18 protein-coding genes are annotated in these 12566 nt (G+C 39.0%); 1 reads left to right on the top strand and 17 read right to left on the bottom strand.

All coding sequences use genetic code 11. From position 1 onward, the window contains the following. Positions 1 to 27 precede the first annotated feature (27 nt). The 12 genes from ACFIMK_RS01465 to ACFIMK_RS01520 all read right to left on the bottom strand — a co-directional run bounded on the left by ACFIMK_RS01465 (position 28) and on the right by ACFIMK_RS01520 (position 7794). Entirely contained in the window at positions 28 to 168 is a 141-nt protein-coding gene (locus tag ACFIMK_RS01465) for a hypothetical protein (protein WP_375681506.1), read from the bottom strand. Positions 169 to 915: 747 nt separating this feature from the next. Beyond that, positions 916 to 1479 (bottom strand): hypothetical protein, encoded by a 564-nt coding sequence (locus ACFIMK_RS01470; RefSeq protein WP_375630080.1) that lies wholly within the window; start codon positions 1477 to 1479, stop codon positions 916 to 918. A 10-nt stretch (positions 1480 to 1489) separates the two neighbouring features. Next, positions 1490 to 1864, bottom strand: coding sequence for a hypothetical protein (locus ACFIMK_RS01475; RefSeq protein ID WP_375682701.1), 375 nt, complete (start codon positions 1862 to 1864; stop codon positions 1490 to 1492). A gap of 88 nt (positions 1865 to 1952) precedes the next feature. Further along, the gene (locus ACFIMK_RS01480) at positions 1953 to 3104 is read right to left on the bottom strand and encodes a DUF6990 domain-containing protein (RefSeq protein ID WP_375682884.1); all 1152 of its coding nucleotides are present in this window, start codon (positions 3102 to 3104) and stop codon (positions 1953 to 1955) included. Between the two features lie 13 nt (positions 3105 to 3117). Continuing rightward, on the bottom strand, positions 3118 to 3483 hold the full coding sequence (locus tag ACFIMK_RS01485) for a hypothetical protein (RefSeq protein ID WP_375627744.1): 366 nt from the start codon (positions 3481 to 3483) through the stop codon (positions 3118 to 3120). A 230-nt stretch (positions 3484 to 3713) separates the two neighbouring features. Beyond that, on the bottom strand, positions 3714 to 4052 hold the full coding sequence (locus tag ACFIMK_RS01490) for a hypothetical protein (RefSeq protein ID WP_375675290.1): 339 nt from the start codon (positions 4050 to 4052) through the stop codon (positions 3714 to 3716). Positions 4053 to 4714: 662 nt separating this feature from the next. Further along, the gene (locus ACFIMK_RS01495; RefSeq protein ID WP_375611617.1) at positions 4715 to 4966 is read right to left on the bottom strand and encodes a hypothetical protein; all 252 of its coding nucleotides are present in this window, start codon (positions 4964 to 4966) and stop codon (positions 4715 to 4717) included. 559 nt (positions 4967 to 5525) lie between these two features. Then, the gene (locus tag ACFIMK_RS01500; RefSeq protein ID WP_375682885.1) at positions 5526 to 5900 is read right to left on the bottom strand and encodes a hypothetical protein; all 375 of its coding nucleotides are present in this window, start codon (positions 5898 to 5900) and stop codon (positions 5526 to 5528) included. A gap of 12 nt (positions 5901 to 5912) precedes the next feature. Beyond that, positions 5913 to 6110 carry a hypothetical protein gene (locus ACFIMK_RS01505; protein WP_375664355.1) on the bottom strand — a complete coding sequence of 66 codons (198 nt, stop codon included), beginning with the start codon at positions 6108 to 6110 and terminating at the stop codon, positions 5913 to 5915. Next, a complete protein-coding gene (locus ACFIMK_RS01510) occupies positions 6100 to 6657 on the bottom strand; it encodes a hypothetical protein (RefSeq protein ID WP_375668237.1) in 558 nt (185 codons plus the stop codon). The genes ACFIMK_RS01505 and ACFIMK_RS01510 overlap by 11 nt, the downstream gene beginning before the upstream one ends. A gap of 57 nt (positions 6658 to 6714) precedes the next feature. Continuing rightward, positions 6715 to 7266: a hypothetical protein gene (locus ACFIMK_RS01515; protein WP_375668238.1), complete on the bottom strand. Its 552-nt coding sequence runs from the start codon at positions 7264 to 7266 to the stop codon at positions 6715 to 6717. 9 nt (positions 7267 to 7275) lie between these two features. After that, the gene (locus ACFIMK_RS01520; protein WP_375682886.1) at positions 7276 to 7794 is read right to left on the bottom strand and encodes a hypothetical protein; all 519 of its coding nucleotides are present in this window, start codon (positions 7792 to 7794) and stop codon (positions 7276 to 7278) included. A gap of 153 nt (positions 7795 to 7947) precedes the next feature. Here ACFIMK_RS01520 and ACFIMK_RS01525 point away from each other — a divergent pair, with 153 nt between their 5' ends. Further along, positions 7948 to 8142 carry a hypothetical protein gene (locus ACFIMK_RS01525; protein ID WP_375682887.1) on the top strand — a complete coding sequence of 65 codons (195 nt, stop codon included), beginning with the start codon at positions 7948 to 7950 and terminating at the stop codon, positions 8140 to 8142. A gap of 659 nt (positions 8143 to 8801) precedes the next feature. On the opposite strand, the gene ACFIMK_RS01530 is transcribed toward ACFIMK_RS01525, so the two are convergent. The 5 genes from ACFIMK_RS01530 to ACFIMK_RS01550 form a co-directional block, all read right to left on the bottom strand. Next, positions 8802 to 9062 (bottom strand): hypothetical protein, encoded by a 261-nt coding sequence (locus ACFIMK_RS01530; RefSeq protein WP_375682710.1) that lies wholly within the window; start codon positions 9060 to 9062, stop codon positions 8802 to 8804. Positions 9063 to 9123: 61 nt separating this feature from the next. Then, entirely contained in the window at positions 9124 to 9321 is a 198-nt protein-coding gene (locus ACFIMK_RS01535; protein ID WP_375647100.1) for a hypothetical protein, read from the bottom strand. 1 nt (position 9322) lies between these two features. Next, on the bottom strand, positions 9323 to 9877 hold the full coding sequence (locus ACFIMK_RS01540; protein ID WP_375630091.1) for a hypothetical protein: 555 nt from the start codon (positions 9875 to 9877) through the stop codon (positions 9323 to 9325). Between the two features lie 48 nt (positions 9878 to 9925). Beyond that, positions 9926 to 10480, bottom strand: coding sequence for a hypothetical protein (locus ACFIMK_RS01545; protein ID WP_375611610.1), 555 nt, complete (start codon positions 10478 to 10480; stop codon positions 9926 to 9928). Positions 10481 to 10488: 8 nt separating this feature from the next. Next, on the bottom strand, positions 10489 to 11010 hold the full coding sequence (locus tag ACFIMK_RS01550; protein WP_375613261.1) for a hypothetical protein: 522 nt from the start codon (positions 11008 to 11010) through the stop codon (positions 10489 to 10491). Positions 11011 to 12566 lie beyond the last annotated feature (1556 nt).

Genomic DNA, 12566 nt, shown 5'->3' on the forward strand with positions numbered 1-12566 from the left:
CCAGCCTATTACAAACCTATCATCAGCCTATTCATTGCCATCAACCCTTTTCCCCCAACGCCCTCCATTCCCCCAATCCCCCATTCCCACATTCCAATTTTGACGCATTGCACAATCCAACCATCCTCCATTGGCACCCTCTTTACCCCATATCCTCCCCACAACCATCACGGCTCTTGAGCAACCACACGCCTTTTTACAGTTTCACGTTTTTACGATTTTGCAAATTTACAGAAAACAAGCAAACTGCCGATAAACCGCCCCATTAAAGCCTATCATCAGCCTATTACAAGCCTATACAAGCCTATTCATTGCCATCAACCCTTTTCCCCCAACGCCCTCCATTACCCCAATTCCCCATTACCCCATTCCAATTTTGACGCATTGCACAATCCAACCATTACGCCTCCATTGGCACCTTTTCTCCCCATATCCTCCCCACAACCCTCACGGCTCTTGAGCAACCACACGCCTTTTTGCAGTTTCACGTTTTTACGATTTTGCAAATTCACAGAAAACAACAAAACTTCCGATAAACCGCCCCATTAAAGCCTATACAAGCCTATCACCAGCCTATTACAAACCTATCATCAGCCTATTCATTGCCAACAGCCCTTTTCCCCCAGAGATCAGCGTAAAATGAGAAAAACAATCGATGCCCTCTCCCCAAGCCGTGAAGCAATGGCATGATCTAAAACTTACGCCTCCCCCATGACACGAGCACTACATGCGCTTTTTCAGCGCTGCGTTTAATTGTTTGGTAACCTTGTAATACGAGATCAAACGCTTGATAAAAGAAATATACAGTGCCACAATGGGTATTGTTAAGAAAAAATCAAAAACACCCCCCAGCAGAATGATCAAAATCACCGTCCAAAATGCCGCTATTTCGTAATGCATTTTATCCCCTTCCCTTTATAAATTGATTGATTGGGTTGCTTCAGTCACTTCTTCCAACTGCTGAATCTTCTTTTTCAATCGATGGGTTAAAATTTCACGAAGGATCACAACAACAGGGATCGTTGCAAAAATACATACCGATAAAAAAAACCAGAAAAGCAAGAGAATGACAAAATATTCAAATCTGATCTCATCTATCTCTTTAAAGAAAATCACATAGACATAAGCTTTGAAAAACATAATGATGAAAGAAAGGCATGCGTGGAGGATATAATCTTTGCGTGAAAAAGCGAGCCATTTTTTTAACGAATAGAAACTTATCTGTGTTTCTAGTGTTAAGTTTTGCGGCACTCTCTCTTTTTCTTTTCCGCTTTTTTCAAAGAAACAAAAATGCTGCGGCTGTTCTTTCATCAAACCTCTTTGTTTTTTCACTCTGTAATAGAGCCTCAAACGCTTGATTAAAGAATAATAAGGCGCCACAATAATCATATTCACAAAAATGGCAAAAACTGTAACTGCATTTAGAAAAAAACATCCAATCGGCAGAAAAAAAATAAAAACCGCGATCTCACTCCTCATGCGTATAACCTCATTGATTAATCTCTTGCTGCTTTATTTTTTCTTTTAGTTTTTTCTTTATTTTTTCCAATTTACGCTCTTTAAAACGACAAATCCCCCACAAAATAGAAAGGGGTGTGAGAAGACAAAACCATATCAACACTGGTAAGAGAAAAATAAGAGAACCAATTCCTTCCCATCTTGTCCATTGCAACGGCTGTACCAGAGACTTTGCACCCGCAGGAACTTCTAAAGCCATCATGATAAGGCATGTACAAAACATGATAAAAAAGCGGTGCCCTATTATTTTACACCATCCCACCCCTTTACGCATTTCCACTGAAGACACCATAAATTTTCTAAATGAAAAGAAAGACTCTTCAAATGTTGCTTTTTTCTCCTGCATTGTTCCCCTCTGCTTTTACGCTTCGCGCTTTTTACGCATTATTTTTAGGTTTAAGCTCTTTTTAAATTATCTAAACTCTTTATTTTTCTCAATAAATTTTTTCATCAATCCTAATTTCTACATCCATATATTCTAACTCCCCATCCTTTATGTAAAGAATATGAGGACGATAGTTTTTTCCATCAACCTCACAAATCGCGTCCTTTTCATAAACAAAATATCCCTGTTGCCTTAATTCTTGTCTTTTTTCCTCGATCAAATTTTCATAAGAATCTCTTCTTCTATTGCACAAATTGGGATCTGTAGCTCTAAAACATTCATAGCTTTCCACCTCCATGGAAAAATTCTTTGCCGCCTGTTGAAGCAAATCGTAACTGGGTTGCTTTGTCTTTTCTACCGCTTGAGCAATCACCATTGCGCGTTCCAGATGCTCCTCTTCGATGCTTGTTTCAAAGCCCAGCTTCTCACCTTCCATAAAGCTTTTGTGATAAGAGTGTAAAGTTTCAACATCGCCCATCAAAGCCAGAGCAGCAAGATAACGCAAGGAATAAGAAGCCAACCGAGGGACCACAGTTTTGTTTTCCCAAGGCAGGATTCTATATTGAGAGTGAAGCATCTTGCCAAGATCAACCTCAGTCATTGCCTCATCTAAAGCTTTCTCGAGTACACGACGTAAACATCCAACGCTTACCTTTTCTTCAAAAATTTCCAACCCCTTCACATCAAAACTCAATTCAAGAGCAATCAAACCTCCAGAATTATAAGGGTCTATTGTTTGGCAAGCCGCCGCATGGATACCAGAAACCACCGCAATTGCACAATCAAATCGCGGATACCCCTTCTCAGCATTATAAAGAAACTGCACTTCACGATCTGGTAAATAATAGGTGGCCAAATGATCTCCTTTTCCTTCAATTTCCACCTTCCACCCCAAACTCTTTAAAAGCGCCGTTGCACTTTCCATCGTTAAGATTTCCTCATCAGAAAGAGAAAACTCTTTTTCCTCAGATAACGGCTTAATCATCGGCATTGCTCCACTAGACGGCTCAAAAACGACAGGTTGTTCAAGCACGCGGCTTAATTCTTTTGTCACTTGGCAATACAGCCTCACCCGCTTGAAAGTAGAGTAATACAATGCCCAAATAAACATCATGACCACAGCAGAAAGCAGCGTGAAAAGCGTCAAGCCCATACCCCACGAGAGTACAACAATAATATCCATCATTTTAATATCTATCATTTTCTCCGCCCCTTCATGCGCTGTTTTGTTGAGAAGCGGTTTTTCTCCGCTTCCAGATTGCTTGCTCCAACATATCGATCTTTTCTTTCAACAGAACCGTGAAAATGATACGAACCACAAAGGCAACAGGGATGAACAAAAAAATAAACCATGATATAAGCTCCATAATTAACGAGAGAGCTGCCACGACATCCCCTTCCCACTCCGCCAACTTCCACCCAAGCAACATGGGTACGAAGCGAAGAGCCATTCTTAAAGCTGCCACAATGAAAGCAATACAAAAGATGACTTTATAATTTTTGCGTGTCAGAAACGCTTCTTCAAGCGCAAAAGTCCGTGGTTCTTTATCCAATGGTGAATTTTTTCCATTGCCCCTCATTTTTTATCCCTCATTTGTTTCAATTTTCAAGCCATTTTCATGAACCGAAGCTTTCGTCCTCACAATGAATGAGAGTTCATCAATATCAAGCGCTTGTATCCCTCATCTTTTATAAAGACAATATCAAGGGTGCATTTTTTTCCATCACCTTCAAACATCGCACGAATAGAAGGTCTCTCCTACAACGCATGAGAATATATAAAGACCAGTATTCATTTTCTGCCCTCCCTTCACACGCTGTTTTGTTGGTAAGCCGTTTTTCTTCGCTGCCAGATTTCTTGATCCAACTTATCGATCTTTTTTTTCAACAAACGCGTAAAAATGATACCGACCACAAAGGCAACAGGAATGAGTACAAAAATTAAATCTAATATAACCTGCACGATGCAAAAGAGAGCTGCCACGACATCCCCTTCCCACCCCGCCAACTTCCACTCAAGCCACATGAGTAAGAAGAGAAGAGCCGTTCTTAAAGCTGCCACAATGAAAGCAATGAAAAAAATGACTTTATAATTTTTGCTTGTCAAAAACGCTTCTTCCAGCGAAAAAGACCGTAATTCTTCATCCAATGATGCATTTTTTCCATTGCCCCTCATTTTTTATAAAGACAATATCAGGGGTGCCTTTTTTTTCATCAACTTCAAACATCATGTTTTCATCACTCACAGTGTACCCCCTATTATCTTAAGGCTTCTCTTTTCTCGTCGATCAAATTTTCATAAAAATATCTTCTTCTATTGCACAAATTTGGGTCTCTGACTCTAAAATTCTAAGTGCTCTTTTTATTTTCAGGAAGATAAGCTGCTTTCCAAAGAAGAAGCAAACGAGTGCAAGAAAATCGTAACGAGGTTGCTTTGTCTTTATGACGATTTAAATCATCAACAAAACCGGCCCAAATTGATTTTTTCGATATTTTTTTCAAAACCCAAACTTTCATCTTCCATAAAGCTTTTATGAGAAAGCTGCCAAATGTTAACATCACCAAGCAATGTCAAAACCACAAGGGTGTGCAAGTAAAGAAGAAGCCACTTGAGAGATAGCACAATTTCCTTTTCCCAAGGAAGGGTGTTCTATTGAAAGCCAAGCACGCAGACAAGATCAACCTCAGTCCCAGATCAACCTCATTCATTGCCTCATCGAAAACTTCCTCAAGTACACAGCATAAATGCCTTACGCTTACCTCTTCCTCAAGAAATTTCAATCCCTTTGCCTTAAAATCCACCCCTTTGCCTCAATGCCTCGTTGTCAATCTGGCCCCCCAAAATGATAAAGCCCTAAAATGATAAGGATTAATCATTTGGCAAGCCGCCGCATGAATACCAGCGCCTCTCACAATTCCATAACCAAATTGCACAAAACCTTTTTCATCCAGAGAGAGAAACTGTCCTTCACGGTCTCGTAAATAAATAACGGTCTCGTAAATAAATAGATGTCCCTCTTTTCTTTCAATTTTCCCCCTCCACCCCAAGCTCTTTAAAAGCACTGTTACACTTTCTATGGAGCAAAACGTGTGCTTTTGGCTCACCTTCTCTATGCGTCTTGCCTCTCCACCTGCAAGAAAATGGGCTTTTTTTCCCCAAACACCAGAATATCTTTTGCTTTAAGTATAGATTTTTCGCTCTCAATATCGCTTGGTAAAACACATTTTTATGCTTGATAAAAGAAAATAAGTTACAAGATTTTCACTCTTTAAGAAAACACCAACAGCAAGTAAAGTCCAAGAGCAGCCCCTCTTCACTTTCCCCTTAAAAGCTCACAAAAATCCCACTCAAACAAAAGTACCACTCAAGCAAGAGCACCTCTCAAGCAAGAGCCTCAATTCTTTTCAAAACACGACACAAATATAAAAAGGCATAAAACGAGAAGTGTCCCCCATGCTCCTTAATGAACAAGTCAAAAGCAAGGCTCAACGAAAGCCTCTCTTCACTTTTTCCCCTCGCTCATTTTCCCCTCGCTCATTTTCCCCTCGCTCACTTTCCCTCGCTCACTTTCCCTCGCTCACTTTCCCTCGCTCACTTTCCCCTTGCTCACTTTCCTCTCGCTCACTTTCCCTCTCTCACTTTCCCCTCGCTCATTTTCCCCTCGCTCACTTTCCCTTCGCTCACTTTCCCCTCGCTCACATCGTATAATATGACGGGAGCTCCTTTCTGCTCAACCTCTTCTTCTAATTGCCGTATCATTTTGTTCAACTGACGGGTCACGATAAAACGCATAATAAAAACAATCGGTAAGAATAAAAAAACACAGGCAAGCATCCATGCCAGTGGCTCGAATACGACAAGAGAAACAAAGTCCTGCCCTCTCCATATTTTAACGACAACAGTTATAACTATTGGAGCAGTCGCCATGACCGTAGAAAGATAGAATATTTTTTTATAGTCTTGCCAAACAAGAGAAAGCTGTTTTTTATCAAACATTCTGCTGCTTTTTTATTTTTGGGAGATCTGTTTTAAGGCAATATCGCGTTCATTCAACACGCATTTCAGTTCCTTTTTCACGCGACAATAAAGCCTCGCACGCTTGATAAACAGGTAATAAATGACAACGATTGGCGCCCATATTAAAACACCTAAGAGCGTAAAACACAGGAAAGAAATGGCTATTAATGTTATAAGACTACTCGTCATTTTGTCCCCCTTCCACATTCTGCATACGCATTGCCTGATCGCGTTGTTGTATCGCTTCTTCCAATTGTGGAAGTATTTTGTTCAATTTTCTCGTTAATTTTATACACATGATCCCAATGATCGGAAAAAAGAGAAGAACCCCTAACCATATAAGGCTCAACAGCTGCATGATAAAGGCAACATTATCATTTTTCCACCATACAAAATTTGCGATAGAGAAAGCAGATTGCAAAACAGAAAAGAGAATAAGGATAAAAAAGATTATTTTACATTCTTTTGAATAAAAAGGCAGAGATTCTTTGAAGTTAAGAAAGCGCATTTTCGCATCAAGGGTCTTATGGGCGAGATTGTGTCTTTTCATTTCTCCCCGATCATTGCGCAATTGTTGTATGGCTTGCTTTTGTTGCGTCGTACTCTTTTTCAAGCCTTGAGCGAGTTTAAAAGATAACCTGATATATTTGATCAACAGGTAAGGAAGCCTAACCATAACCATAACCATTAAAATGGCAATGATAATGAACCCTAAAAAAGCCAAATGCTGCATCATAATGCTCCCTTTTTTTCCCTATCGCATTGATGTGAAATCATCATTTTTATTTTCTTCTCAAGCAAATGTTTCTAATTCCTTTACTGTTTCTTGCACGCCATACTGAAGGAGACTATGGAGAATTAAAATGACAGGTAAAGAAACAACAATACATGTCCAGACCCAAAACAGCAGTCGCATGACAAAATCAATAATGTGAAGCACTATCATAGGCACGTAATTGTGCAAAAAAACCGCAGATTTTGGAAGAAAAGCTGAAAAAACGACAACACCTGTGCTAAGTGCAACCATAACGAAGGCGATAGAAAAGATCATAAAATAATCTTTTTTTGAGAGAAGCAAAGATTCTTGAAAAGAAAAGGCACGCAACTGTGTTGCAAGAACTGTATTCTGTCCCCTACCCTCTGCCTGATTATGCCTCAAATTCTGCGCTGCACCCTTTTTTAATTTTCGCTGCGTCACCAATAACAAGATTGTCCGTTTTATCAACGAATAATAAAGTGCAACGATTGTCACCACGGTAGAAAGGAATACCATAAAAATTGCAGAACAAATAAAAATTGTCGTCCCTACGGCAGTCAACATTCCAATGATTAAAGAAGCGGTCACTTTCCCCCCCTATTGTCTTCTGTTAAGAGATTGGTTGTCTAGCTGTTGCTGCTCTGGCAAGGTTTCCCATTGTAGCATCATTTCCTTCACATCCCGTTTAAATACGGCGTTAAAGACAAAAAAGAGCGGAAACAACCCAAAAAGAACGCCAAAAATTATTTGCGGCAAGAGACATAAAAAAGCCCAAACACTATTCCACCCCGCATCAAGAACATGCTGAATTATAGGATTTTGGAAAGGGTGTTTAAGACTTTCCTGAAGTCTTTCCTGAAGACTTTCTTGTTTCATTTGTCCCAGTGCTTGGAGCTGTTCTTTGGATATAACGTGAAAAAATTCCAAAGGATCCATATAGGCAGACGCGGAAAAAAGCACCAACAAGAGGATAGCCAAACAACAAATGATGATATAATCGCTTGTTGAAAGCATCATCCATTTTTTGAAAGTTGCCGATTGATCCAACACTGACTGTGATACAAAAGCCTTATCTCCCTTATGGGCAAATTGGTGTTGTGATTTATCTTCGATCATACGGATACTCCCCCACTTCTAAAATTCCCACTCTTCAATATTTGATAGCACGCCACCAGCGCGGTAAATTCGCTTAGCACCCTTCTCAGAGTAATGCAAGCACTATAAATCCCCTCTACGTATTTTATTCATTTGCCCTATACGCGCTTATACATGCGCGCTTACAAGCCCCAAAACACCCCTTTTCCCAAGGAAGGGTGTTCTATTGAAAGCCAAGCACGCAGACAAGATCAACCTCAGTCCCAAATCAACCTCATTCATTGCCCTTATCTCAAGCTTCCTCAAGTGCACGACGTAAACGCCTTACGCTTACCTCTTCCTCAAAAAATTTCAATCCCTTTGCCTTAAAATCCACCCCTTTGCCTCAATGCCTCGTTGTCAATCTGGCCCCCCCAAAATGATAAAGCCCTAAAATGATAAGGATTAATCATTTGGCAAGCCGCCGCATGGATACCAGCGTCTCTCACAATTCCATAACCAAATTGCACAAAACCTTTTTCATCCAGAGAGAGAAACTGTCCTTCACGGTCTCGTAAATAAATAGATGTCCCTCTTTTCTTTCAATTTCCCCCTCTACCCCAGGCTCTTTAAAAGCACTGTTACACTTTCTATGGAGCAAAACGTGTGCTTTTGGCTCATCTTCTCTATGCGTCTTACCTCTCCACCTGCAAGAAAATGGGCTCTTCTTCCCCAAACACCAGAATATCTTTTGCTTTAAGTATAGATTTTTCGCTCTCAATATCGCTTGGTAAAACACATTTTTATGCTTGATAAAAAGAAAATAAGTTACAAGATTTTCTCTCTTTAAGAGAACAGAAACAGCAAGTAAAGTCCAAGAGCGGCCTCTCTTCACTTTCCCCTCAGCACTCAAGCAAGAATCCTACTCAAGTAAGAGCCTCAATTCTTTAAAAAAACACGACACAAATATAAAAAAAGCATAAAACGAGAAGTGTCCCCCATGCTCCTTAATGAACAAGTCAAAAGCAAGGCTCAACGAAAGCCTCTCTTCACTTTTTCCCCTCGCTCATTTTCCCCTCACTCACATCGTATAATATGACGGGTGCTTTTTTCTGCTCAACCTCTTCTTCTAATTGCCGTATCATTTTGTTCAACTGACGGGTCACGATAAAACGCATAATAAAAACAATCGGTAAGAATAAAAAAGTACAGGCAAGCAGCCATGCCAGTGGCTCGAATACGACAAGAGAAACAAAGTCCTGCCCTCTCCATATCTTAACGACAACAGTTATAACCGTTGGAGCTGTCAATATGACCGTAGAAAGATAGCATATTTTTTTATAGTCTTGCCAAACAAGAGAAAGCTGCTTTTTATTTTTGAGAGATCTGTTTTAAGGCGATATCGCGTTCATTCAGCACGCATTTCAGTTCCTTTTTCACGCGACAATAAAGCCGCGCACGCTTGATAAACAGGTAATAAATGACAACGATTGGCACCCACAATAAAACATTTAAGACCATAAAGAACAGGAAAGAAAAGGCCATTAATGTTATAAGACTACTGGTCATTTTATCCTCCACGCCCATTCTTCATACGAATTGCCTGATCGCGTTGTTGTATTGCTTCTTTCAATTGTTGAAGTTTTTTGTTCAATTTTCTCGTTAATTTTATACACATGATCCCAATGATCGGAAAAAAGAGAAGAAGCCCAAACCATAGAATGCTCAACAGCTGCATGATAACGCCGACCATATCGCTCTTCCACCATACCAAATTTGCGACAAAGAAAGCAGATTGCAAAACAGTAAAGAGGATAAAGATAAAAAAGATTATTTTACATTCTTTTGAAGAAAGAGGCAGAAATTCTTTGAAGTTAAGAAAGCGCATTGTCGCATCAAGGGTCTTATGGGCGAGATTGTGTCTTTTCATTTCTCCCAGATCATTGCACAATTGTTGTATGGCTTGCTTTTTTTGCGTTGTACTCTTTTTCAAGTCTTGAGAGAGTTTAAAAGATAACCTGATATGTTTGATCAACCGGTAAGGAAGCCGGATCATAACCATAAACATTACAATGGCAATGATGGTGAACCCTAAAAAAGCCAAAAATTTTATAACAATAGTCACGTGTTTCCCCTATCGCATTGATGTGAAATCATCATTTTTATTCTCTTCTCAAGCAACCATTTCTAATTTCTTTATTGTTTTTTTCACGCCATAATGAAGGAGACTATGGAAGATTAAAATGACAGGTAAAGCGACAACAATACACGCACAAAACCAAAACAGCAGCTGCATGCCAAAAACGCCAACCTTAAACAATAGAGGCATATAATTGTGTAAAAAAATCACAGATTTTGGAAAAAAAGCAAAAAAAGCGAGCAAAACTGCGAAAACCACAATCACAATGAAAGCTAGAAAAAAGATGATACAATAATCTTTTCTTGAAAGTTCCAAAGATTCTTTAAAAGAAAGGGAGCTGAGCTCTGTTGCAAAAACTGTATTTTGTCCTATGCTGACTTTCTGATTATGCCCCAAATTCTGTAATGCACCCTTTTTTAATTTCCGCCGCATCCCACACAACAATATTGTCCGTTTTATCAAAGAATAATAAAGTACCAAGATTGTCATCAGAGTAGAAAAAAGTATCATGATCTCCCCGAGAAACATGACAGTACTCCACCATACTGTAGTCAAAATTACAAAAGTACTTATAAAAGAAGCAGCCACTTGTTTCCCTATTGTGTTTTGTTGAGAGATTGGTTGTCTAGCTGTTGCTGCTCTGGCAATGTATCCCACAGCTTCATCATTTCCTTCACCTCCCGTTTAGAGATAGCGTTAAAGACAAAAAAGAGTGGAAAGAACACCACAAGAACACCAAAAATCATTTGCGGCAAGAGACATAAAAAAGCCCAAACACTATTCCATCCCGCGTCACGCAAAAACACGATTGCAGGATTATTTTCAAAAGGCTGTTTCAAGATCTCCTTAATCATTTTTCGAAGATCTCCTTGTTCCATTTGTCCCAGTGCTTGAAACTGTTCTTTGGATATAACGTGAAAAAACTCCAAAGGATTCATATAGACAGTCGCGGCAAAAAGCACCAACAAGAGGATAGCCAAACACAAAATGATGACGTAATCTTTTCTTGAGAGAGCCGTCCATTTTTTGAAAACCGCACACTGATTTAACACGGGCTGTGACGCAAAAGCCGTATTTCCCTTATGGGCAGATTGGTGTTGTGATTTATCTTCGATCATACGGATATTTTCTCACTTCTAACATGCCCACTCACTCTTTGAGAACATGCAACCAGCAAAACCGGTTTATCTAGCACTCTTTTCACCATGAAACACGCGCTATAAGCCCCTTTAAGTCTATTTTTAAAATTTCTCATACGTGACAACATACAATCCCTAAACCTTACAAGCACAAATGCCATTGTATCCTCTTATCTATTACCCACACTTCAAAAGACAATGTTTCACAAAACTCAACAAGCAAAAATATTCAATCTAAGAAATATCTGATGTGTAAAGTTTACAAACAATACGCTGATTTATAACAATTTATTGTTTTTCATATTAAATGAGAACCCTAAATACCGTAGGATTGTCTTATTCCAAACCTATTCCATATTAAATCAACCCAAACCATGTCTCTTGTGCGTTACAAGCAGAAAGAGCCATATAGAGTAAAACATTAAGAAAGGATGATAAATGCCTCTAAGGAAGCGCCTCAAATGCCAAGAGCTGTCCGCAACAATGAGAGCTGGCAAAATGTGTGATGCTATAGACTTTCTTCTTCACAAGCGTAAAAATGGAAGTGTGCAATAGATTTTATATTATTCAAACTTTATATGGATTTCATTGGGGACTTTATCGTTATACCCTTCATGAGCACCCTTGCAAAATGGGCAAAAGAGAGCCCTAAGACATGGCTCTTTAAAAAGCAACACAACACAAAACAAAGTCAAACAAGCAATCGATTATCCAGTATAAAAAACGTGCGACAAACAACCTTAATCCTCATTTGAAAGCTTCTTAATCAAAAAGGCTTCATTTTAAAAATTCTTCATTAAAGATGAAATATCTCACAGCCCCTACATTTGTATAGCCCCTACATTCATCAAGGCATCTCTTATAAAAGCATCTTTTTATAAAGGCATTTTCTTCTTATAAAAACAGCCTCTTTCGATAATGCATTCCGTCCTTTAAACGACATCCCCTCGTCTTATGATGAGATCCATTAAAACGGAAAATTATACTCTATAAAGGATACTTACAAAGGATACACCAAACAAAATAGCGAGATCATTCACAGTTTATTTTAAGCCGATAAACGATATTTTATTTGAAAATATAGGGCATCTTATGTTATTATAATAGAATGCGGAGGTTTGCTTTTTGCCGCTCTCTGCCACTCAACAGAAGACAATATATCTCCTATAAAGGATAAAAGTATGCTTAACAGCGTGATGTATATCAAATATCTTGGGAAAGCGCCCAACAACAAAAAAATAAGAGAACCCAAATAAAAAGCTTCCAACTTAAGAAAACAATGACCTTTCAAAAGTGGAATTGAAAAATTTCCACAAAGCGCTCGTGAAAAAAGAGACAAATAATCCCATTAGAAAAAACTTCCTATTAGAAAGACGATGACATGCCCTTGAAATCCATTGTTATTTTTTCATTCACATTTGACAAAAATTTTCCTTCAATCTCTCAAGAACAGTTAAGAAATATTTAGAAAGCAAATAATCCGCTAGCAATAAAAAAATAAGCATGACAGGGGCGGAAGATAAGACTGATAGGGA

Source organism: Bartonella sp. AP280QHHD, assembly GCF_042196125.1.
Lineage (GTDB): Bacteria > Pseudomonadota > Alphaproteobacteria > Rhizobiales > Rhizobiaceae > Bartonella.